The organism is Dietzia aerolata (genome assembly GCF_014144865.1).
Lineage (GTDB): Bacteria > Actinomycetota > Actinomycetes > Mycobacteriales > Mycobacteriaceae > Dietzia > Dietzia aerolata.
This window is the reverse complement of record NZ_JAALDM010000023.1, coordinates 1-20,967: the sequence shown is the minus strand read 5'-3', so window position 1 is coordinate 20,967 and position 20,967 is coordinate 1. Positions and strand designations below refer to the sequence as shown.

Below are 20,967 nucleotides of genomic sequence, written 5' to 3'. Positions count from 1 at the left end.
TCGGGCCCGCGGGTGCGATTCACGCCAAGTGGATCACACCGCGGGCCGTCGGCGTTCACAGTGGTGTCATGGATGTCGAACTGGTCGAGGTGCGGGACTTTCTCGCGCGATGCGCTCCTTTCGATGAACTCGCCCCGTCGATCCTGGACCGGCTGCCCGCCAGGTTGACGCAGCGATATCACCGGCGCGGCAGCACGATCGTCGGTGCGGGCCAGCCCAATGACACCCTGCACATCATCCGCTCGGGGGCAGTGGAGATCTGCGACCCGGATGGCCGGCTGCTCGACACCCGCGACGAGGGCGACTGCTTCGGCTACTCGACGCTGGCCAGCGCGATCCCCTCGCGGTACCGGATGGAGGCGGTGGCCGACACGCTGCTGCTCGAGATGTCTCGGGAGGTCTTCGATGAGGTGGCCGCCGAACACCCCGTGTTGCGGGACTTCTTCGCGGCGCGGAGCGACAAGGTCCGTCAGGACCTAGCCTCGGTGCGGGTCGCGGCAGCCGGCGGCGACGTTCTCGCCACGCCGGTCGGTGAACTGCTGACCCGGGACGCCGTGACCATCGGCCCGGACGCGAGCATCCGCGAGGCCGCGCAGCTCATGACCTCCCGGCGCGTCTCGGCGCTGCTGGTGGTCGATGCGGGCCGGGTGATCGGGATCTTCACCGACCGGGATCTGCGCTCCAAGGTGGTGGCGGCGGACGCCGACACGCGGGCGCCGGTGTCGACCATCATGAGCCCCGAGCCGGTCTCGGTGGACGCGCGTACCCGTGCGTTCGATGCGGCATTGGTCCAGATCGAGCGAGGCGTCCACCATCTCCCCGTGCTCGACGGCGATGCGCCGATGGGCATGGTCACGACCAGCGACCTCCTGCGACTGGCCCAGGGGGATCCGGTGTACCTGGCGGCGCGGATCTCCCGGGCGGCCGATGCGGATGCCGTCGCCGAGCTCGCCGGCCGCGTGCCCGGGCTCGTGGAAGAGTTCGTGCGCCGGGGGACCGCGCCACAAGACATCGGTCGGGTCGTCACCGCCACCGCGGACGCCGCCACACGTCGACTCATCGCCCTGGCCGAGGAGGAACTCGGTCCCGCGCCGGTGCCGTACTGCTGGGTGGGGCTCGGTTCGCAGGCCCGGGGCGAGCTCGGGGTGGCAAGCGATCAGGACAACGCGCTCGTCCTCGCGGATGAAGAGGGGCGGGCGCCCGGCGCGGACGCCTACTTTTCGGCGCTGGCGGACCGGGTCTGCCGCGGACTGGACCGGGCCGGCTTCGCGCTGTGCCCGGGGGAGGTGATGGCCAGCAATCCCGCATGGCGCCGGACCACGAGCGAGTGGATCACCCGGGTCGGCGACTGGATCGGCGCGCCGGAGGCTGACGCGATGCTGCACGCGCAGGTGTTCTTCGACCTCCGCGCCGTCCACGGCGACGCCGAGCTGCTCGCCCCGATCCGGCGGGAGATGCTCGAGCGGGCCCGTGGCAGCGCCCGGTTCCAGGCGCACCTGGCGCGGATCGCGTGCGAGTGGCAACCCCCGCTGGGGTTCTTCCGGGGCCTGGTGGTGGCGCGTCGCGGGGAGTACCGCAACACCCTCGAGATCAAGGCCGGCGGGATCGCCCCGGTCGTGCAGATCGCGCGTCTGCACGCGATCGCGGCCGGGGTGGACGAGGTGTCGACCCTCGACCGGCTCGACGCCGCGGCCCGCGCGGGGACGATCTCGCGCAATGACGCCGAGAACCTCGCCGAGGCCTTCCGATTCCTCCGCCGCCTCGCCTACCGGCACCATGCGCTGCAGATCGCGGAGGGCCGGCCCCAGGACAACAACGTCGATCCGCGGAGCCTGGGCAACAAGGACCGGCATCGCCTGCGGGCGGCGTTCCGCATCATCGCCACCGCGCAGGACGCGTTGTCCCTCAAGTACCGCGTGGGACAGATGTGATGACCTTTGGGTGGCATCGCGGGGAGCGCGCGCGGCGCCGCATGGCTGTGGCCGTACCCGAGGGTGGCCTGCGCCGCTTCCTCGAGGCGCCGGTGCCGGACCCCTCGACGCCGGTGGGTGAGATCCCGCTGCTGGCGGTCGATGTGGAGACGACCGGGTTGGACCCGCGGCGCGACAGGGTCCTCGCCGTGGGTTTCGTGCCCGTCGACGGGGCGCGGATCGTCCTGGGCGGGGCCGGATCCATGTTGGTGCGGGCCGACGTTTCCGGGGGCGACGACGACGGCGTGGGCCAGAGCGCAACCGTGCACGGCATCACCGATGACAGTCTCATCGGTGGCATGGAGGTGGCTGATGTCCTGGACCGGCTCTTCGATGCCGCCGCCGGGCGCGTGCTCCTCGCGCACTACAGCCCGATCGAGGTCGACTTCCTCGGCGCGTTGTGCCGGCGGGTGTACGGCGTCCGCCCGCCTCTTCTGGCCGTCGACACCCTCGAGTTGCACCGGCGGGTGTTGGGCGGCGGGATCGACATCGGGTTCACGGCCGATCCGAACCCGGATGACCTCCGTTTGTGGGGGGCCAGAAAGCGTTACGGGCTGCCGCGGTACCGGGCGCATGATGCGCTCGTCGACGCGGTGGCCTGCGCGGAGCTCTATCTCGCCCAGTTGGCGGAGTTGTCCGAGCGCGGGGCGCGCACTCTCCGGGACCTGCGAACGGCCTAGGATCGCGGGTATGCGTCTCGCCCGAATTGCCCACCCGCAGGGGTTCGCCTTCGTTGAGGTCCGCGGGGATGTGTCCGATCCGTCGTCGTTGACGTGCGCGGAGATCTCCGAGCACCCCTTCGGCACCCCCGAGTTCACCGGCCGCGAGTGGCCGCTCGCCGACGTCCGTCTTCTCGCCCCGATCCTCGCCTCCAAGGTGGTGTGCGTCGGCAAGAACTACGCCGAGCACGCCGCCGAGATGGGCGGCGAAGCCCCGGCGGAGCCGTTGATCTTCCTCAAGCCCAACACCTCGGTCATCGGCCCCGAGGCCGCGATCGCGTACCCGCCGAGTTCGGAGCGGGTCGATTACGAGGGTGAGCTGGCCGTGGTGATCGGCCAGCCGTGCCGTGACGTCGCCGCCGCTCGCGCCCACGAGGTTATCCTCGGCTACACCTGCGCGAACGATGTGACCGCACGCGACCAGCAGCTGGCGGACGGCCAGTGGACGCGCGGCAAGGGCTACGACACGTTCTGTCCGCTCGGTCCGTGGATCGTCACCGACCTCGATCCCAACGGCCTGGATGTGCGCACCACCCTCACCAAGGACGGCGGGGATGCGGAGCTCAAGCAGGACGGCAACACGTCGCAGTTCATGCACACAGTCGGCGAGATCGTCGAGTATGTCAGCCGTGTCATGACCCTGCTCCCGGGCGATGTGGTCCTCACCGGCACGCCCGCGGGCGTGGGCCCGATGCTTCCGGGCGACCGGGTCACCGTGGAGATCGAGGGGATCGGCTCACTGAGCAACCCCGTCGTCGACCGCTAGGCGGTGCCGGTCACGAGGCGTTGAACGCCCTGAGCACGGTGCGCAGTTTGGCACCGGTTTCGGCGACCTCGGCGTCGGGGTCGGAGTCGGCCACGATCCCGCCGCCGGCCCAGGCAATGGCGCCGCGGCGGTCGGCGTCGATTTCGGCGCACCGGATCGACACCATCCAGTCGCCGTCCCCGTCCGCGTCGGACCAGCCGATGGCGCCGGCGTAGAAACCGCGGGGACCTTCGATGCCGGCGATGAGTCGCCGCGCTTCGTCCGTCGGCGTCCCGCACACCGCCGGCGTGGGATGGACGGCGAGTGCGAGGTCCAGGGCGGTGGTCCGGGGGTCTGAGATACGGCCCCTGATGCGTGTGCCGAGATGCCACATCTCCCGTGTCGAGGTCAGCGAGGGGCGCTCGGGGATCTCGAGATCGGTGCACAACGGGGCGAGCGCGTGCGCGATCGAGTCCACGACAAACGCGTGCTCGAACGCGTCCTTGCCCGAGTCCCGCAGCGCCCGCGCCGAGGCCTGATCGGTGGCGGGATCGGCATCTCGGGGGGCTGATCCGGCCAGTGGGTGGCATTCGACCTGGTCGCCGCGGCGCCGCACCAGCAGTTCCGGACTCGACCCCACGAGCACCCGCCCGGCGTAGGCGTCGCCGGCGGGGGAGAGGTCGACCAGGAACCCGTCGGCGGCCGGGCTCGAGTCGATGAGGGAGGCACACACCGCGTGCGGATCGAGCGGCCGGTCGGCGACCAGCCGGACGGCCCGAGCCAGCACGACCTTGCCCACGCTCCCCGCTTTGATCCCGGAGATCGCGCTCGACACTCGGGCGCGGTGCACGGCCGGGATCGGGATCTCCTCGGCCACGCGGGCCTCGCTGCGGATCCCACGGAAATAGGCCGGGGGTTCCAGAGGCCCGTCGGTGCGGACGACCAATTCCGGTTCCATGAGCGCGGCGGGGGCATCCGGCTCGAACCCGATGGCACCGACGACCAGCCCGCAGGAACCGTCACGCAGGGCGAGGGCCGCATCGCCCGGGTCGGTGAACGTCCGCAGGGCACCCTGGGTGCGCAGTGACCCGGTCGGGCGCGAGAGCAGGAAGTCCGGCGCGGTGACGGGGCGACCGACGTCGGGGTGTTGCCCTGACGCCACGGCCCGCCTCCCTCTGCTCCCCGAACCCCGTGGTTCCACGCGCTGACGGCGTCCACGAGTACCCGGTCGATCCTAGGCCGGTCCTCCCCGGGGGTGCGAGCCGGGATCGTCACTAGGATGTTCGGTATGACCGCCTCGAACGTTCGCGTCCGCTTTTGTCCGTCCCCCACGGGAACCCCGCATGTGGGCCTCGTCCGCACCGCCCTGTTCAACTGGGCTCATGCCCGGCACACGGGTGGGACGTTCGTCTTCCGGATCGAGGACACCGACGCCGCCCGCGACTCCGAGGAGTCCTACACCGCGCTTCTCGATGCCTTGCGCTGGTTGGGACTGGACTGGGACGAGGGCCCCGAGGTCGGGGGCCCGTACGCCCCCTACCGCCAGTCCGAGCGACGCGACCTCCATCTCGACGTCGTCCGGCAGCTCGTCGAGGCGGGTGAGGCCTACGAGTCGTTCTCCACGGCTGAGGAGGTCGAGGCCCGCCACGTCGCGGCCGGGCGGGACCCCAAGCTCGGGTACGACGGCTTCGACCGCGATCTCACCGAGGAGCAGAAGCAGGCCTACCGAGACGAGGGTCGTGGCGCCGTGATCCGCCTCCGGATGCCGGACGAGGACCTGTCGTGGGACGACCTCGTCCGCGGCGAGACGGTGTTCAAGGCCGGCACCGTTCCCGACTTCGCCCTGACCCGCGGTAACGGGATCCCGCTGTACACGCTCGTCAATCCGGTTGATGACGCGCTGATGAAGATCACCCACGTTCTTCGGGGCGAGGACCTGCTCAGCTCCACCCCCCGCCAGATCGCCCTGTACCGGGCTCTCCAGCGCATCGGTGTCGCCGATGCCGTCCCCGAGTTCGGGCACCTGCCGTTCGTCATGGGCGACGGCAACAAGAAACTGTCCAAGCGCGATCCGCAGTCGGACCTGTTCCTGCACCGCGAGCGCGGGATGGTGCCCGAGGGGCTCCTCAACTACCTCGCGCTGCTGGGCTGGGGCCTGTCTGAGGACCGCGACGTGTTCTCCCTGTCGGAGATGGTCGACGCGTTCGACGTGCGTCAGGTCAATGCCAACCCGGCACGGTTCGACCAGAAGAAGGCCGACGCGATCAACGCCGAGCACATCCGGCTGTTGCCTCCGGAGGAGTTCGCACGCAGGCTGCGGGAGTTCCTCGTCGAGCATCCCTCCGAGGACGGACTGACATTCCCGGAGAGCCTGGACGGCGACCGTTGGGCGATCGTGGCAGAGCTGCTCCATACGCGCATCGTGGTCCTGTCCGACGCCTGGAAACTGATTCGATTCCTCGTCGTCGACGAGGACGAGTTCACCGTCGATCCGCAGTCCGCGGCCAAGAACCTCAAGGCGGAGGCCCGTGAGGTCGTGGACGCGGCAGTCGCCGCGCTGGAGGCGCTCACGGAGTGGACCACCGCGTCGATCGAGGCCGCACTGTCCGGCGCGCTGGTGGAGGATCTGGGCATCAAGCCGCGTAAGGCCTACGGCCCGGTGCGCGTCGCCGTGACCGGTTCGCACATTTCGCCACCGCTGTTCGAGTCCCTCGAGCTGCTCGGCCGGGAGGCCACCATCGCGCGTCTGAAGGCGGCGCCGATCGCGGACTGATCAGGCGATTTGCTATTCACTCTCGAAGTTTTGTAATCTCTTCGACGTCGCCAAAAAGCGGCGAAGAAGTGAATAACAGTGGCCTATGGTGTAATTGGCAACACAGCTGATTCTGGTTCAGTCGTTCTAGGTTCGAGTCCTGGTAGGCCAGCTGAACACTCCGCGCGAGTGTTCACGCGAGCGGATTCTCCGCGAATCCGTGTCCAGGCCCCCGTCGTCTAGCGGCCTAGGACGCCGCCCTCTCACGGCGGTAGCGTGGGTTCGAATCCCATCGGGGGTACACAATATCGACGCCCGGAGCATTTTGCTCCGGGCGTCGTTTGCGTTCGGGTGCCGGGAGTCCCGTCGTGCCCGATACCTATACAAGACCCCCGGAGGTCGGTGCGCGACCCCCGGGAGCCCGCGATCAGTCGATGGTCTCTTTGAGCTTGTCCTCGCGAATGAACATCAGCATGACGGTCGCGACCACGAGGAGCGGCACCACGACGTGGTAGATGGGCACCAGGGCGTCGTTGTACGCGCTGACGATCGCGTCGTGCAGCGGCCCGGGAAGCCCGGCGAGGATTTCCGGGCTCATCGAGTTGGCGGCGCCGGACCCGTCGGCGAAGCCCGCAGCGGCCTCGGCGCCCTCGGGACCCATGGTCTGGGCGGCGACAGGGATACGTTCCCCCAGGAGGTCGGCGAGTCGACTGACGAAGACCGTCCCGACGACAGCCGAACCCAGGGTTCCGCCGATCTGGCGGAAGAAGTTGTTGGATGCGGTGGCGGTGCCGACGATGGCGATCGGGAACGAGTTCTGCACGATGAGGACCAGCAGCTGCATGCACAGGCCCAGCCCGAAACCGAACACGAACAGGACGACCCCGAGGTGCACGAGGCTGTCGCCGGAGTGGAGTGAGCCGATCAGCCACAGTCCGACGGCCATGACCACCGTGCCGGCCACCGGGTACCACTTGTACCGGCCGGTGCGGCTGACGATGTTGCCCACGACGATGGAGGTGCCCATCATGCCGACCATCATCGGGGTCATCATGAGGCCGGCCGCGGTGGGACTGAGGCCGTGGACCATCTGGATATAGGTGGGCATGTACGCGAGGCATCCGAACATCGCCACACCGATGATCAGGCCCGCCGCGGTGGTCAGCGTGTAGTTCCGCTCGCGGAACAGGGTCATGGGGATCAACGGATCCGAGGTGCGCAGCTCGACGAGCACGAACGCGATCGCGCTGACGAGGAAGAGCACGCCCAGTCCGAGGATGACCGGATCGGTCCATTCGAACCGGTGGCCACCCCAGGACGAGACGAGGATGAGCGCCGTGGTCCCCGTGGCCATGAGAATCGTGCCGACCCAGTCCGTCTGTCGGCCGGCACCGCGCCGGGGCAGGTGCAGATAGATCACGGACACGATCAACGCGATGAAGCAGATGGGCAGGTTGAACCACAGCGCCCAGCGCCAGCCGGGTCCCTCCGTGAAGAAGCCGCCCAGGAGCGGACCGAGCACGGAGGACAGGCCGAAGACGGCGCCCATGATCCCCATATATCGGCCGCGCTGGCGGGCCGGCACCACGTCCGCGACGATCGCCTGGGACAAGACCATGAGCCCGCCGCCGCCCAGGCCCTGCACGGCCCGCGCCACGATGAGCACGTCGATGCTCCAGGCCAGTGCGCCGAGGAGCGAGCCGGCGGAGAACAGCAGGATCGCGACGACGAACAGCGGCTTGCGGCCGATCTGGTCGCCGAGCTTGCCGTACACCGGCAGGCCGATCGTCATGGTGAGTAGATAGACGGTGATGACCCAGCTCATGCGGTCCACGCCACCGAGGTCGGCGACGATCGTCGGAAGTGCGGTGGCGAAGATCATCTGCCCCAGGGAGACGATCAGCATCCCGAGCATCAGAGAGGTGAAGACCATCGGCACATTGTGCTGGGGAGTGGCCGGTGTGGCGTCGGGTTCTGCCCGCTCCTGCGTCGAGGGGCTGGTGGTGTCGGTCATTGAAGACTCCCTGTAGGTGCAGTGACGAGGCGCGCGAGTTGATCGAGGGCGGTGAGGCACTCGTCGATGAGGCTGTCGAGGGTGGCGGCTTCCCTCGTGAGCCAGGTGGACAGGCCGAGGTTGCCGGAGGCGGCGACCAGTGCCACGCAGGCGCGGGCCTCGGCCTCGGCGGGCACTCGGGGCAGTCGCCTGAGCGAGGGGTGGAGTTCGAAGAGCTCGGTGATGAGGTGCACCAGTCGGAGTTGGAACCGCGACGATGCGGTCATCCGTGTGACGGCGAGGTCCGGGTGCTGGACGAAGATCTCACGGCGACGCTGCAGCAGGATCGTCGTCTGTGTGTCGTCTCCGGCGCGGGCAGCGGCGAAGGTCGCGAGGAAGAGGGACAGGAGCGCGCGCGGGACGTCGGGGTCGGCGCGGTCGAGGAACTCGACGCGATCGACGTCCGTGACATCTCCCGGAATCGATCCCGTCACGGCCGACTCCTTGGAGGCGACATAGTTGAAGAACGTGCGTTTGGAGATCTCCGCGACGGCACAGATCTGATCCACGGTCACGTCGTCGTAGCCGTGCTCGAGTACGAGGGAGGTCGCGGCGTCCTCGATGGCCGCCATGGTTGCGCGCCTCTTGCGTTCACGGAGCGAATCGACGTCGGGTGGGGAAGGCATGACGGAAAGCATAGCGAAGAGTGCACTGAGTGCATACTTTCACCAAGTGAAGAGGATGTGCCTGCCGGTTTGTCATTCGGAAAGTGCTCTGTTTATAGTTGTTGAGCACTAAGCCCCCGTCGTCTAGCGGCCTAGGACGCCGCCCTCTCACGGCGGTAGCGTGGGTTCGAATCCCATCGGGGGTACCAGGGAAATGTCCCGGCTCGTCCACGACAACGAGTCGGGACATTCTGCATTTGCACCGCGTGGCAGGATCGCCGACGTGACTCCGCGACGTTCACCGCTCCACCTCGCCCTGGCCGGTGCGATCACGATCGGCTTGGCGGCCGGGTGTGCGGGCGCCGACGGGCCGGAAGGTCAGTCGCCTGAGTCTCCGGCGGTGACGACGACGGCGACCTCGGCGACCTCGGCAACGACAGCGACGGCATTGCCGTCAGGTGCCGAGGCGTCCGCATCGGGATCAGCCGGCTCACCCCAGCCGGTCCGCACTGTCACCCCGGATGCGCCAGCGAAACAGGTCATGCCCCTGTCCTCGGCTGACCTCGACGTCCTGCTCGCACTCGAGCTCGAGCCCACCGCAGCCTGGGCGGTTGATGGCACTGGTCCGAGGCCGTGGCGGCAGCACCCCGCACCCGCCGGGCCGGAATGGGACGAGGCGGGGATGCCCAGCCTGCGGTCGCTACTGCCATTCGGGGCCGAGGCGTTCGCGATGGCCGCAGCTGATGTCTCCGAGTCGCAATTGCGCGCCTATGAAGGTTTGGCGGCGGTGATCGTCGACCCGGAGGGTCGACCCGGCTGGCGCGACCATCTCAACCTGATGGCAGACACGGTCGGCCGCGATCCCGCTTCGGCCGCGGCGTCCACCGAGGACGACCTCGAGGCGTGGGCCGAGAAACAGCGGCGGCTGGGTGTGGAGGACTTCGTCGTCGTCGTGGGAACGGGCGCCTACCCCGACACCCCCGTCGCCACACTCGCCGCGGACTCGCCCCTGGGCGCCGAGATCCGAGCGCTGGGATTCGGCGTCATCTCCCACCCCGAACCCGTGTCATACCGGGACCTGCGGGGGCCCGGAGTCCAGGTCGTCAGGGTGGATCCGCGCGACGAGGATCTGGTGGCCGCCGTCCGTCAGCCGAGCGTGAGCAGTTTGCCCTGGGCGCTCGATCGACTAGTCGCCGGGCGGCGCCCCGCCTGATCCGCGGCTCGTTCGGTGATGGCGGGAAACGTTCGGGGCTAGAGGCGCTGTCCGATCGCATCCGCCGCGTCGAGCAGGTCGGAGGCCCAGCGCACTCCCGGGCGGCGTCCGATGCGATCGACCGGCCCGGACACGGAGATCGCCGCTACGACGGCGCCGGACGCATCGCGGATAGGGGCCGAGATCGACGCCACGCCGGCCTCGCGTTCGGCGACCGACTGCGCCCACCCACGCCGACGGATCTCGGCGAGGTGGCGCTCGGTGTACACCGCATCGGCGAGAAGCGCGCGCTGGGTCGCCGCATCGGCCCACGCGGCAAGGACCTTCGCGCCGGAACCGCGGGTCATGGGCAGGACGGCCCCGACCGGAACGGTGTCGCGCAGGCCGGTCAGCGGTTCGGCGGAGGCCACGCACACGCGACGGTCGCCGTCGCGTCGGTACACCTGGACGCTCTCGTCCGTCGACTCGCGGAGACGGGGGAGGACTGCCGAGGCGGCCTCGGCGAGCGGGTCCGGGAGATTGGCGGCGAGCTTGGCCAGTCCGGGGCCCAGCGTCCACACGCCCGACTCGTCCCGGGCCAGGAGGCGGTGCACCTCGAGGCCGACTGCGAGCCGGTGCGCGGTCGCCCGGGGCAGTCCGGTGCGCTCGCACAAATCGGAGAGAACACAGGGCTGTTCGGCCACCGCATGGAGCACGGTCATCGCTTTGTCAAGGACACCGATCCCGCTATACTGTCTCACAGTTCGACTATAGCGTCCTACATGGTGAGAATCCACCGTTTACTTACCTGGGGCGTGGACTTGGAGACGTGATGAGCGAGACGGTAACCGGAAGCGGTCGGCCGCGGACCCTGGCGGAGAAGGTCTGGGACGACCATGTGGTCGCCCGGGGAGAGGGCGAGGGTGAGGCACGCCAGCCCGACCTCATCTTCATCGACCTGCATCTTATCCACGAGGTGACCAGTCCCCAGGCGTTCGACGGACTTCGACTCGCGGGGCGTCAACTGCGTCGTCCCGACCTCACGCTGGCGACCGAGGATCACAATGTGCCCACCGACATCGTCGGCGGCGCGGTCAACCTCATCGCCGACCAGACCTCGCGCACGCAGATCGAGACGCTGCGCCGCAACTGCGAGGAGTTCGGCGTCCGGCTGTACCCGATGGGTGATCTCGAGCAGGGCATCGTCCACGTGGTGGGCCCCCAGCTCGGCCTCACCCAGCCGGGCATGACGGTCGTGTGCGGAGACTCGCACACCTCGACGCACGGCGCGTTCGGCTCCATCGCCATGGGGATCGGTACCTCCGAGGTGGAGCACGTCATGGCCACCCAAACCCTGTCGCTGCGCCCCTTCAAGACCATGGCGATCACGGTCACGGGCGAGCTGGCCCCCGGCGTCACGGCCAAGGACCTGATCCTGGCCGTGATCTCCAAGATCGGTACCGGCGGCGGCCAGGGGCACATCATCGAGTACCGCGGTGAAGCCATTGAGAAGCTCTCGATGGAGGCGCGCATGACCGTGTGCAACATGAGCATCGAGGCCGGCGCGCGCGCCGGCATGATCGCCCCGGACCAGACCACCTTTGACTACCTGCAGGGGCGTCCCCATGCGCCGGCCGGCGCAGAGTGGGATGCGGCCGTCGAGTACTGGCGGGGCCTGCGGACCGACGACGACGCCGTGTTCGACACCGAGGTCGTAATCGACGGATCCGCCCTGACGCCGTTCGTCACCTGGGGCACCAACCCGGGCCAGGGTGTCCCGCTGGGCGAGAATGTGCCGGTGCCGGACTCTTTCACCGACGAGTCCGAGCGGATCGCCGCCGAGAACGCACTCGAGTACATGGATCTTCAGGCCGGCACCCCGATGCGGGAAGTGCCCGTCGACGTGGTCTTCGTGGGGTCCTGCACCAACGGTCGCATCGAGGACCTGAGGGCCGTGGCCGAGGTCATCGAAGGGCGCACGCTCGCCGACGGTGTCCAGATGCTCGTCGTCCCCGGGTCCATGCGCGTGCGGGAACAGGCCGAGGCCGAGGGGCTCGACTCGATCTTCACCGAGTTCGGAGCCGAGTGGCGCCAGCCCGGATGCTCGATGTGCCTGGGAATGAACCCGGACTCACTCCAGCCCGGCCAGCGGTGTGCCTCCACCTCGAACCGCAACTTCGAGGGCCGCCAGGGCAAGGGTGCGCGAACCCACCTGGTCAGCCCGGCCGTCGCCGCGGCCACCGCCGTGCGTGGTCGGTTCTCCTCACCCGCCGACCTCGAGCCCGTGAAGGGGGCCTGACGATCATGGACGCGATCACTACTCACACCGGAATCGGTGCACCGCTGCGCCGCTCGAACGTGGACACCGATCAGATCATCCCGGCCGTCTACCTCAAGCGTGTCACCCGCACGGGTTTCGAGGACGGACTGTTCTCTTCCTGGCGCGCCAACGAGCCGGATTTTGTCCTCAACCGCGCACCGTACGACAAGGCCTCGGTGCTTGTGGCCGGACCGGACTTCGGGACCGGCTCGTCCCGCGAACATGCGGTCTGGGCGCTCATGGACTTCGGCTTCCGGGTTGTCATCTCCTCCCGCTTCGCCGATATCTTCCGGGGCAATGCCGGCAAATCCGGCCTCGTCGCCGCCCAGGTGGAGCAGGAGAACGTAGAGCTCCTCTGGAAGGTCATGGACGAGCAGCCCGGAATCGAGCTGACCGTCGATCTGGGGTCCCGCACCGTTTCTGCGGGAGATGTCACCGTCCCGTTCGACATCGACGACTACACCCGTTGGCGGTTGATGGAGGGCCTGGACGACATCGGGCTGACGCTGCGGCGCGAGGACCTCATCGAGGAATACGAGGGTCGACGTCCGGCGTTCAAGCCGGTCACGACCCCTAACTGACCGAGTCGCGGCGCGTTGACGATGCCAGATGCTCGACGCGCCGCACCGGGTCAGCCGGGGCGCGACCGGTCAGCCGAAACTTAATGTTGCGCTAACAACCGTTTTGGCTTCACGGCGGGCTTTTGTGTGAGTATGCTTATCCGTACTGGCTGCGGACAGGTTCCGTCACAGCGATACTCACCCGAAGGGGGCCCACGTGAATAAGGCTGATCTGATCGAAGAACTCGCTGATCGTATGGGTGGTGACCACCAGCTCGCAACCGAGGCGCTGGAGAACACTCTCGACATCATCGTTAGGACCGTCGCCTCCGGTGAATCGATCACTATCATGGGCTTCGGCATCTTCGAGAAGAAGGCCCGCGCGGCGCGGGTCGCTCGCAACCCGCACACCGGTGAGTCGATCCCCGTTCCTCCCACCTCGTCGCCCGTGTTCCGGCCCGGTCAGTACTTCAAGTCGGTCATCCAGGGCACCGAGAAGCTGCCGGAGGGACGACTGGCAGCCAAGCGGTCTAGTTCGCACCAGTCGTTCGGCAGCCTGACCAAGAACGGTGTTGACCACCGGGACAAGGTCAGCTGAGACGCGTCGAGATCTCAACGTTCGGGCTGACGACAGCCCGAAGGCCGGGTCGACCACGCCGTCGGTACGGTCACAAAATCATCAGCGCGGCCCCGCCAGAATCCTGACGGGGCCGTGCTGAATGCATTTCCGGTAGTCGCGGGCTCGACGTCTGCCTGCGATCAATGCACGGGCAATGGACTGCGGTAGTAGTCGGCGTAGAGCAGAGTGGTGCCGGAGAATCCGAGCCCCCATGTGCCGGCCTTCTTCGTGGACGTGTCGCCGAGGTCGAGGCCCGCAGCAGCGGCCAGGTCGTCGAGCATCCCCGGAATGGCGGTGCCCTGCGAGCAGATCGCCGCGACACCGTCGCCGGAAACCGCGATCTCGACGAGTCGGGACACCGCTGTCTCCGGCGAATCCAGATATGCCTCATCGCTCAGCGCGGATTCGATGGCCACGTCGACCCCGAGTTCATCCGCGAGGGGCGCAAGGGTCTGCTCGCACCTGACACGCGGCGCGCTGTAGAGGCGGCGGACCCCGAACGCCCCCAGCATCGGAACCAGCATCTCGGCTTGGGTTCGTCCGGACTTTTCCAGAGGTCGGAGCGTGTCGTCGCCGCTCCACTCACTTCTGTCTCCGGCTTTGGCGTGGCGGACGAGCAGTAAGACGTTCTCAACCGGTGGGGCGTCGCCGAACTTGGTGAGTATCTTCCGGTCCAGGGGATAGGTGACCAGTGACTTGGCCTCGTCGATGGGGAGCCATCGAATTTCGTCCACCTCGGCGTTGGGTTCGAACTCGCCTCCAAAATCGCGAGCCGACCAGTAGGTGACCTCTTTGCGCGTATTCTCCTTCAGCGGATACGCCGTGGTCCCGATGAGGGACTCGAGCGCCGATTCCGAGCCGGTCTCCTCGAGGATCTCGCGGACGGCGGTGGTGGGCAACGACTCGCCGGAGTCGACCTTGCCCTTCGGAAGCGACCAATCGTCGTACCGCGAACGGTGCACCACCACACAGACTGGGACACCGTTTTCCATGCGGTACAACACCGCACCGGCAGCGGGGATGACCCGCACCTTCGACTTGATTTTTGCTTTGCTCATCGGTGACGGAACCCCGTGTGTTCGGCTGCCATGCGTTCCTGGTGGTCGACCGACTCGGCCCAGTCCTCCGCGGCGGGCATCCGGACCCACGTGGAATCGGGCTGGAGATGGAAACTGCGAGTCGCCGGATCGAGCGCTGAGGTGAAGATGCGATTCACCTGCGCCTTGAGGCGTGGGTCGGTCACCGTGGCCATGACCTCGACGCGGCGGTCCAGATTTCGGTGCATCATGTCGGCACTGCCGATCAGCACCTCGTCCGCGCCACGGAAATGCAGGATCCGTGAATGCTCCAGGAATCGTCCGAGGATGGATCGCACATGGATGTTCTCGCTCAGTCCCGGCACACCCGCCCGCAGAGAGCAGATGCCGCGCACCACGATGTCGACCTGGACCCCTGCCTGCGATGCGCGGTATAGCGTGTCGATCACCTGCTCGTCGACCAGGGCGTTGGCCTTGAGCCGGATGCCGGCCTCGCGGCCCTCGGCGGCCAGGGCGATCTCGTTCTCGATTCGCTCGATGATTCCCGAGCGGATCCCCTCCGGGGCCACGAGCAGTCGACGGTACTTACTGACGTTGGAGAACCCGGTGAGGTGATTGAATAGATCGGTCAGATCCGACACCACGTCCTCGTCGGCGGTGAACAGGCCTACGTCCTCGTAGAGACGGGCCGTCTTGGGGTTGTAGTTGCCGGTTCCGATGTGGGCGTACCGCTGCAGGCGGTCACCCTCCTTGCGGACCACCAGGCAGGTCTTGCAGTGGGTCTTCAGTCCCAGGAGTCCGTACACCACGTGCACGCCGGCCTGCTCGAGCTCGCGCGCCCACCGAATGTTGTTCTGCTCGTCGAAGCGGGCCTTGATCTCGACCAGCGCGACGACCTGCTTACCGGCGGCAGCAGCGTCGACGAGCGCATTGACGATCGGTGAATCGCCCGAGGTGCGGTACAGCGTCTGCTTGATCGCCAGGACATTGTCATCCGCGGCCGCCTGCTCGATGAACCGTTGCACCGTGGTGGCGAACGAGTCGTAGGGATGCTCGACGAGGACATCGGATTCCTGGAGGGAATCGAAGATGTTTCGTGCGGTCTCCCGCTCGCCGAACGCCGGTGGGGTCGCCGGCACCATCGCCGGGTCCTTGAGATCCGGCAGTTCGAGTCCGTGGATCTGCCACAGCCCAGTGAGGTCGAGCAGGCCGCCGAATCGGATCACGTCTCCCGATTCGACATCGAGCTCGCGCTGAAGGATGCGCAGCATGCGCGGTGTCGTGTCCTCCGCGATCTCCAGCCGAACGGCGGAACCGAAGCGACGGCGAGCCAACTCACGCTCGAGGGCTTGCAGCAAGTCCTCGTCGCGGTCTTCCTCCACCTCCATGTCGGCGTTGCGGGTCACGCGGAACACGTGATGCTCGACGATCTCCATCCCCTGGAACAACTCGCTCAGATGAGCGGCGATGACCTCTTCTGCGGGGACGAACGCGAACTCCTCGGAGTCCTGACGCTCCACACGGAGGAAGCGGGGCACGTTGTGCGGGATCTTGACCCGGGCGAAGTGCTCCATTCCGGAATCGATGCTGCGGATGATCACCGCGAGATTGAGGCTCAACCCCGAAATGTAGGGGAAGGGGTGTGCGGGGTCCACGGCGAGTGGCGTGAGAACGGGGAAGATCTGATTGCGGAACAGCTCCGACATCTCGAAGCGCTCATCCGCCGTCAGCACCGACCACGGCAGGATCTTGATGCCGTTCGACTCGAGCTCAGGCCGGATCTCGTCGTTGAAGAGTCGCGACTGCTCATCGCAGAGTTCGCGGGTTCGAATGCTGATGCGGCTGAGCTGCTCTGCAGGAGTTCGGCCATCGGCGGAACGGACCGACAGGCCGGTCTTGTCACGACGCTTGAGGCCGGCAACCCGGACCATGTAGAACTCGTCGAGGTTCGAGGCGAAGATCGCGAGGAATTTCGCCCGCTCCAGGAGTGGGAGCGATTTCTCCCCGGCTAGAGCCAACACCCGTGCGTTGAAGTCGAGCCAACTGAGCTCACGGTTGAGGTAGCGGTCACGAGGGCGCGGTAGGCCCTGAAGGGCAACGTCGTCGACTGTCACCAGACCATTGTGGCTGATTCCGCGTGGACTCGGCAGGAGGGTTGACCGAGTTGCTCGCGGAGGGTCTTCGCGGTGGCGAGTCCGACCTGCCTCCCGGCCAGCCGGATCACGTCCGAGGGGATGTCGACGTCGCGGGAGGCCGCTCCACCGGAGCGCTCGTCAACGCTGAGCGTCACCGCCCCCTGGCGTAGGAAATTGGCCGCGGATCCCGGACCGAACAGGCACACCCGGTCGGTACCCGCAGTCCACATCGCCATTGTCGTGCCCTCGCCGCGGTGATCAACCACCACTGAATGACGGTGCTGGGATGCCGAGTCGAGAATCCGGGTCAGGATCCGTGAATCAAGCTCGGGCAGGTCGGCGGCGACGACGGCGACTGCGCCGGTGAGTCCGGTCAGAGCGCCCGCAAGCGCCGCATTCAGTGGATCCGACTGCAACGTGATCGCGGAGTCTGCCGCTGTCCGATGCCCCGATTCGGTGACGAACTTCGCCCCGAGATCCGTGGCCAGGGCAGCGACGTCGGGATCGGTGGAGACAACTTTGACGGCGGAGACGGAGGGGCATTCACGGCAGGCGGTGATCACATCGGTGGCCATCGCCACGACGAGCGCGCGACGTTGCAGGGGCGAGAGTGTCGACCCCAGGCGGCTTTTGGCGCGGGCCAGCGACTTGACGGGGACGACGATCGTCCAGCCGCCCCCGATGCCCTCCGGATCGCCAATTTCGTTCATCGCTCGCCATCCTGCCAGCACCGCCTCGGAAACGTCCCGCGCCGGGTAGCGTCAGACCGTGATAAGCCCCGGGCGGGGCACCAGGGCGACACGAGTGGGGAGACGACCATGGCGCGGATCGCAGTGATGGGTGCGGGTTCGTGGGGGACCGCGGTGGGCAAGGTTCTCGCCGACGCCGGTTCCGAGGTGGTCATGTGGGCCAGGCGGGAGGAAGCCGCCGCCGACATCAATGAAAATCACAGCAACAGCAAGTACCTCCCGGACGTCGTTCTGCCGCCGACGGTCACCGCCTCCACAGATCCGGCGCAGGTTCTCGACGGTGCGCAGGAGGTCGTCCTCGCGGTTCCGTCGCAGAGTCTGCGGGCCAATCTCGACAACTGGGTAGATCTCTTCACCCCGGGGGTCGGCGTCATCTCGTTGGCCAAGGGCATCGAGACCGGCACGCTCAAGAGGATCAGTGAGGTCGTGTCCGAGGTGGCGGGTCTGCCGGACGGACAGATCGCCGTACTGTCCGGACCCAATCTCGCACGGGAGGTCGCCGCAGGGCAGCCGGCCGCGACCGTGATCGCATGTTCCGATGAGGCGCGTGCGACCCGTCTCCAGGACGCGTTCTCCACGGGCTACTTCCGGCCGTACACCAACAGCGACGTGATCGGCTGCGAGATCGGTGGTGCGACGAAGAACGTGATCGCCCTCGTGTGCGGGATCGCCTCGGGAATGGGACTCGGAGACAACACCGCGGCGACGCTCGTGACGCGCGGTCTGGCGGAATCGACCAGGCTCGGCGTCGCACTGGGCGCGAACCAGATGACCTTCGCCGGCTTGGCCGGGCTGGGCGACCTTGTCGCCACCTGTACCTCGCCGCTGTCGCGGAACCGGACCTTCGGTGAGCGCCTGGGCATGGGGGAGAACCTCGAGCAGGCGCAGGCCGCGACCAACGGTCAGGTGGCCGAGGGCGTCAAATCCTGCAGCTCCATCCGGGAGCTCAGCCATCGGGTGGGCGTGGAGATGCCGCTCACCGAGGCGGTGCACGAGATCTGCCACGAAGGCGGTAACGCCGTCGAGGTGGCGGTGCGCCTCATGAGCCGGAGCACCAAGCCCGAGTAGCCTCGGTGCGGTGAACCGCACCACCGTTGCCGTCCTCTACGGCGGTCGCAGCACGGAACACTCCGTCAGCTGCGTGTCCGCCGGCGCCGTCATCTCTCATCTCGACAGGTCCCGGTATGACGTCATCCCCGTGGGGATCACGTCGACCGGCACATGGACTCTGGGCACCGATGATGTCTCGACCCTCCAGATAGTCGATCGGGAGATGCCGGTCGTCGATGCGGGGCGTCCGCAGGTCGCGCTGGGCTTGTCCACCGAGGACCGGGGAGTGCTGCGGTACGTGGACGGCGACAGGGCCGGCGAGGAGATCGCGCGGATCGATGTGGTGTTCCCGGTCATGCACGGCACGTTCGCCGAGGACGGCACCATCCAGGGACTGCTCGAACTCTCCGGGCTCCCGTACGTGGGACCGGGCGTGTTCGCCAGCGCCGCCGGGATGGACAAGGAGTTCACCAAGGTGGTGCTCGGCGCGGCCGGGCTGCCGATCGGACAGCAGGTCGTTCTGCGTCCGGGTACCGAGAAGCTGACGAAGGCGGAGCAGGACGACCTCGGGATGCCGCTGTTCGTCAAGCCCGCCCGTGGGGGTTCGTCGATCGGAATCTCCAAGGTCTCCCGGCCGGAGGACCTCGACGCGGCGATCGCCGAGGCGCGCCGGTTCGATCCGAAGGTGATCGTCGAGGCCGCGATCATCGGCCGTGAGGTCGAGTGCGGAGTCCTGGAGTACTCGGACGGTCGGGTCGAGGCCAGCCTGCCGGCCGAGCTCCACATCCCCGGGGAAACGACGGACCGGGAGGGGGAGAGCGAGGGCGACTCGTTCTACGACTTCAACACCAAGTACCTCGACGACGTCACCACGTTCGACCTGCCGGCGAAGCTCCCGGAGAACGAGATCGAGCAGCTCCGCGAACTCGCGGTGCGGGCGTTCCGCGCGATCGATGCCACGGGCCTGACCCGCGTCGACTTCTTCGTCACCGCCGACGGTCCGGTGATCAACGAGGTCAACACGATGCCGGGCTTCACCCCGATCTCCATGTATCCGCAGATGTGGGCCGCGACCGGTGTCGACTACCCGACGCTGCTGAGCGTGCTCGTGCAGACCGCGCTGGCCCGCGCCTGACGGTCGCCCAGCCGCACGAGTCACCTGACCCGCGGGCGGTCGTCCGCAGTCGGTCGTCCGCGGTGGTCAGCCCGCCGGCGCCGGGTTCGGTTCGGTCTCGTCGAGGGTCGCCGTCAGCGTGTCGGACAGGTCCTGGATGGGGCCGGTGCCACTGCCCTCGGGCAGGGTGACCGCCACGAACTCGGGCCGATCCACGGCCACCCAGGTCGACGCCGTGACCGCCGGGTTCGGATCCGGCTCGTTGAACCACTGGACCCCGTTGACCTCCTGCAGGCCGACGCCCACGACGAAGGTCGGCGGCGCGTCCAGGCCACAGCGGACGACGATCGGCTCGGCATCGGGCATCCGGTACGCCGCGACGCCGGGCGGTGCGGGCTCGGTGAGCGCGACCTGGTTCGCATCACCCAGGGCGGGCGGAAGGGCATCGATCAGTGCGGCGCATTCCTCGGTTTCGGCTCCTGGCGCCGGCAGTGGCACGGCCGCATACGGCTCGCTGGCGGCTTCCTGCGCGGCGTCGTCGCCGACAGTGCGCACCATCATCAGGGCCACGATCAGCACGATCAGGGGAATGGCCACCCCGGCGACCACCACGGGGATGGGGACGGGCCGCACGACCTCCTGGTCCCCGGAAGGCTTCGAGGCCTTCCTGGGGCCAGCGTTGTATCGCTCCTGCAGATCCGGGTCCGTCGAAGCCACCGGCGTCGTCCTTCCTCCCACGGGCGGACGCCGCCCGGGCGACCGCTAACCTGACGGCAACGCTACAGACCCGCGCCGGCACCCCCGGCGCGGGACTCCACCCGAAAGGGGAACTACCGAGGTGACCGATCGGGCCGTGACCGTGGCAGAGGCCGGCGAGGCCGCCGTCCTCGAGGTGCTCAGCGGGGCCGCGGGGGACGTGGGGGATGACCCGGTCGGCAACGGTGACGACGCCGCCGTCCTGGGCCCGGCCGACGCCACGGTGGTGACCACCGACATGCTCGTCGAGGGCACCCATTTCCGGTTGGACCTGACGAACTGGCGCGACCTCGGCCGGCGGGCCGTCGCCCAGAACGTGTCCGACGTGCTGGCCATGGGCGCCGATTGTTCGCGGATCCTCGTCGCGCTCGCCGTGCCCGGCCACACCGAGATGGACCAGATTGCACACCTCGCGGCGGGAATTCATGCCGAGGCCGCCCGGTCCGGTGCGGTGGTGGTGGGCGGCGATCTCACCAGTGCCGGCGTCGTCGTCGTCGGGGTCACCGCCATCGGCACCCTCCCGCGCGGGGCCGCCCCGCTGCGGATCGACGGCGCGCGCCCCGGGGACCGCATCGGTCTCACCGGCCTGCC

20 protein-coding genes and 3 tRNA genes are annotated in these 20,967 nt (G+C 68.0%); 14 read left to right on the top strand and 9 right to left on the bottom strand.

What is annotated here, in order from left to right:
- The first annotated feature begins 68 nt into the window (after nt 1-68).
- Genes G6016_RS01855 through G6016_RS01845 form a run of 3 tightly spaced genes read left to right on the top strand, consistent with a single transcriptional unit; the run spans nt 69 to nt 3,455 of the window.
- Nucleotides 69-1,931 carry a DUF294 nucleotidyltransferase-like domain-containing protein gene (locus G6016_RS01855; protein WP_182631010.1) on the top strand — a complete coding sequence of 621 codons (1,863 nt, stop codon included), beginning with the start codon at nt 69-71 and terminating at the stop codon, nt 1,929-1,931.
- A 41-nt stretch (nt 1,932-1,972) separates the two neighbouring features.
- Nucleotides 1,973-2,650 (top strand): exonuclease domain-containing protein, encoded by a 678-nt coding sequence (locus G6016_RS01850; RefSeq protein WP_241729662.1) that lies wholly within the window; start codon nt 1,973-1,975, stop codon nt 2,648-2,650.
- Nucleotides 2,651-2,660: 10 nt separating this feature from the next.
- Nucleotides 2,661-3,455 (top strand): fumarylacetoacetate hydrolase family protein, encoded by a 795-nt coding sequence (locus tag G6016_RS01845; RefSeq protein ID WP_182631008.1) that lies wholly within the window; start codon nt 2,661-2,663, stop codon nt 3,453-3,455.
- Nucleotides 3,456-3,465: 10 nt separating this feature from the next.
- Here the strand turns inward: G6016_RS01845 and G6016_RS01840 are convergent, their stop codons facing one another.
- Nucleotides 3,466-4,596 carry an isochorismate synthase gene (locus tag G6016_RS01840; RefSeq protein WP_182631007.1) on the bottom strand — a complete coding sequence of 377 codons (1,131 nt, stop codon included), beginning with the start codon at nt 4,594-4,596 and terminating at the stop codon, nt 3,466-3,468.
- 126 nt (nt 4,597-4,722) lie between these two features.
- Between G6016_RS01840 and gltX the strand changes: the two genes are divergently transcribed.
- The 3 genes from gltX to G6016_RS01825 all read left to right on the top strand — a co-directional run bounded on the left by gltX (nt 4,723) and on the right by G6016_RS01825 (nt 6,487).
- The gene (gene gltX, locus G6016_RS01835) at nt 4,723-6,207 is read left to right on the top strand and encodes a glutamate--tRNA ligase (protein WP_182631006.1); all 1,485 of its coding nucleotides are present in this window, start codon (nt 4,723-4,725) and stop codon (nt 6,205-6,207) included.
- A 79-nt stretch (nt 6,208-6,286) separates the two neighbouring features.
- A tRNA-Gln gene (locus G6016_RS01830) sits at nt 6,287-6,358 on the top strand.
- A 56-nt stretch (nt 6,359-6,414) separates the two neighbouring features.
- Nucleotides 6,415-6,487 (top strand) — tRNA-Glu (locus G6016_RS01825).
- 126 nt (nt 6,488-6,613) lie between these two features.
- Here the strand turns inward: G6016_RS01825 and G6016_RS01820 are convergent.
- A complete protein-coding gene (locus G6016_RS01820; protein ID WP_182631005.1) occupies nt 6,614-8,200 on the bottom strand; it encodes an MDR family MFS transporter in 1,587 nt (528 codons plus the stop codon).
- The gene (locus G6016_RS01815; protein ID WP_182631004.1) at nt 8,197-8,865 is read right to left on the bottom strand and encodes a TetR/AcrR family transcriptional regulator; all 669 of its coding nucleotides are present in this window, start codon (nt 8,863-8,865) and stop codon (nt 8,197-8,199) included. Before G6016_RS01815 ends, G6016_RS01820 begins: the two co-directional genes overlap by 4 nt.
- Before the next feature lie 112 nt (nt 8,866-8,977).
- Between G6016_RS01815 and G6016_RS01810 the strand changes: the two genes are divergently transcribed.
- Nucleotides 8,978-9,053: transfer RNA gene (locus G6016_RS01810), tRNA-Glu, on the top strand.
- A gap of 169 nt (nt 9,054-9,222) precedes the next feature.
- On the opposite strand, the gene G6016_RS01805 is transcribed toward G6016_RS01810, so the two are convergent.
- Nucleotides 9,223-9,387, bottom strand: a complete 165-nt coding sequence (locus G6016_RS01805; RefSeq protein ID WP_182631040.1) for a hypothetical protein — start codon at nt 9,385-9,387, stop codon at nt 9,223-9,225.
- On the opposite strand from G6016_RS01805, the gene G6016_RS01800 reads away from it, so the two are divergent.
- Nucleotides 9,386-10,057 carry an ABC transporter substrate-binding protein gene (locus tag G6016_RS01800; protein WP_241729661.1) on the top strand — a complete coding sequence of 224 codons (672 nt, stop codon included), beginning with the start codon at nt 9,386-9,388 and terminating at the stop codon, nt 10,055-10,057. The genes G6016_RS01805 and G6016_RS01800 overlap by 2 nt on opposite strands.
- Before the next feature lie 38 nt (nt 10,058-10,095).
- Here G6016_RS01800 and G6016_RS01795 read toward each other — a convergent pair whose 3' ends face one another.
- Entirely contained in the window at nt 10,096-10,797 is a 702-nt protein-coding gene (locus G6016_RS01795; protein ID WP_182631003.1) for an IclR family transcriptional regulator domain-containing protein, read from the bottom strand.
- A gap of 71 nt (nt 10,798-10,868) precedes the next feature.
- Between G6016_RS01795 and leuC the strand changes: the two genes are divergently transcribed.
- The 3 genes from leuC to G6016_RS01780 all read left to right on the top strand — a co-directional run bounded on the left by leuC (nt 10,869) and on the right by G6016_RS01780 (nt 13,514).
- Complete coding sequence (gene leuC / locus G6016_RS01790) at nt 10,869-12,335, top strand: 3-isopropylmalate dehydratase large subunit (protein ID WP_182631002.1); 1,467 nt, start codon at nt 10,869-10,871, stop codon at nt 12,333-12,335.
- Between the two features lie 5 nt (nt 12,336-12,340).
- The gene (gene leuD, locus G6016_RS01785; RefSeq protein WP_182631001.1) at nt 12,341-12,937 is read left to right on the top strand and encodes a 3-isopropylmalate dehydratase small subunit; all 597 of its coding nucleotides are present in this window, start codon (nt 12,341-12,343) and stop codon (nt 12,935-12,937) included.
- Nucleotides 12,938-13,133: 196 nt separating this feature from the next.
- Nucleotides 13,134-13,514, top strand: a complete 381-nt coding sequence (locus G6016_RS01780) for an HU family DNA-binding protein (RefSeq protein ID WP_182631000.1) — start codon at nt 13,134-13,136, stop codon at nt 13,512-13,514.
- 161 nt (nt 13,515-13,675) lie between these two features.
- Here G6016_RS01780 and G6016_RS17465 read toward each other — a convergent pair whose 3' ends face one another.
- Genes G6016_RS17465 through cofC form a run of 3 tightly spaced genes read right to left on the bottom strand, consistent with a single transcriptional unit; the run spans nt 13,676 to nt 17,417 of the window.
- On the bottom strand, nt 13,676-14,593 hold the full coding sequence (locus G6016_RS17465; protein ID WP_182630999.1) for an NUDIX hydrolase: 918 nt from the start codon (nt 14,591-14,593) through the stop codon (nt 13,676-13,678).
- The gene (locus G6016_RS01770; protein WP_182630998.1) at nt 14,590-16,686 is read right to left on the bottom strand and encodes an RNA degradosome polyphosphate kinase; all 2,097 of its coding nucleotides are present in this window, start codon (nt 16,684-16,686) and stop codon (nt 14,590-14,592) included. The genes G6016_RS17465 and G6016_RS01770 overlap by 4 nt, the downstream gene beginning before the upstream one ends.
- Entirely contained in the window at nt 16,683-17,417 is a 735-nt protein-coding gene (gene cofC, locus G6016_RS01765) for a 2-phospho-L-lactate guanylyltransferase (RefSeq protein WP_182630997.1), read from the bottom strand. The genes G6016_RS01770 and cofC overlap by 4 nt, the downstream gene beginning before the upstream one ends.
- A gap of 108 nt (nt 17,418-17,525) precedes the next feature.
- On the opposite strand from cofC, the gene G6016_RS01760 reads away from it, so the two are divergent.
- Together G6016_RS01760 and G6016_RS01755 are read left to right on the top strand one after the other, a co-directional pair.
- Nucleotides 17,526-18,524, top strand: coding sequence for an NAD(P)H-dependent glycerol-3-phosphate dehydrogenase (locus G6016_RS01760; RefSeq protein ID WP_182630996.1), 999 nt, complete (start codon nt 17,526-17,528; stop codon nt 18,522-18,524).
- 10 nt (nt 18,525-18,534) lie between these two features.
- Nucleotides 18,535-19,641 carry a D-alanine--D-alanine ligase gene (locus tag G6016_RS01755; protein ID WP_182630995.1) on the top strand — a complete coding sequence of 369 codons (1,107 nt, stop codon included), beginning with the start codon at nt 18,535-18,537 and terminating at the stop codon, nt 19,639-19,641.
- 66 nt (nt 19,642-19,707) lie between these two features.
- On the opposite strand, the gene G6016_RS01750 is transcribed toward G6016_RS01755, so the two are convergent.
- Nucleotides 19,708-20,337, bottom strand: a complete 630-nt coding sequence (locus tag G6016_RS01750; protein WP_182630994.1) for a DUF3515 family protein — start codon at nt 20,335-20,337, stop codon at nt 19,708-19,710.
- A gap of 136 nt (nt 20,338-20,473) precedes the next feature.
- On the opposite strand from G6016_RS01750, the gene G6016_RS01745 reads away from it, so the two are divergent.
- Nucleotides 20,474-20,967 (top strand): thiamine-phosphate kinase (locus tag G6016_RS01745; protein ID WP_338403474.1); only part of this gene is annotated, 494 nt, incomplete at its 3' end.

Bases quoted from the DNA above. Each gene is read 5' to 3' on its own strand.
- G6016_RS01855 (WP_182631010.1), top strand. From the start codon at position 69: ATGGATGTCGAACTGGTCGAGGTGCGGGACTTTCTCGCGCGATGCGCT.
- G6016_RS01850 (WP_241729662.1), top strand. From the start codon at position 1,973: ATGGCTGTGGCCGTACCCGAGGGTGGCCTGCGCCGCTTCCTCGAGGCG.
- G6016_RS01845 (WP_182631008.1), top strand. From the start codon at position 2,661: ATGCGTCTCGCCCGAATTGCCCACCCGCAGGGGTTCGCCTTCGTTGAG.
- gltX (WP_182631006.1), top strand. From the start codon at position 4,723: ATGACCGCCTCGAACGTTCGCGTCCGCTTTTGTCCGTCCCCCACGGGA.
- G6016_RS01820 (WP_182631005.1), bottom strand. From the start codon at position 8,200: ATGACCGACACCACCAGCCCCTCGACGCAGGAGCGGGCAGAACCCGAC.
- G6016_RS01815 (WP_182631004.1), bottom strand. From the start codon at position 8,865: ATGCCTTCCCCACCCGACGTCGATTCGCTCCGTGAACGCAAGAGGCGC.
- G6016_RS01800 (WP_241729661.1), top strand. From the start codon at position 9,386: ATGCCCCTGTCCTCGGCTGACCTCGACGTCCTGCTCGCACTCGAGCTC.
- G6016_RS01805 (WP_182631040.1), bottom strand. From the start codon at position 9,387: ATGACCTGTTTCGCTGGCGCATCCGGGGTGACAGTGCGGACCGGCTGG.
- leuC (WP_182631002.1), top strand. From the start codon at position 10,869: ATGAGCGAGACGGTAACCGGAAGCGGTCGGCCGCGGACCCTGGCGGAG.
- leuD (WP_182631001.1), top strand. From the start codon at position 12,341: ATGGACGCGATCACTACTCACACCGGAATCGGTGCACCGCTGCGCCGC.
- G6016_RS17465 (WP_182630999.1), bottom strand. From the start codon at position 14,593: ATGAGCAAAGCAAAAATCAAGTCGAAGGTGCGGGTCATCCCCGCTGCC.
- cofC (WP_182630997.1), bottom strand. From the start codon at position 17,417: ATGAACGAAATTGGCGATCCGGAGGGCATCGGGGGCGGCTGGACGATC.
- G6016_RS01760 (WP_182630996.1), top strand. From the start codon at position 17,526: ATGGCGCGGATCGCAGTGATGGGTGCGGGTTCGTGGGGGACCGCGGTG.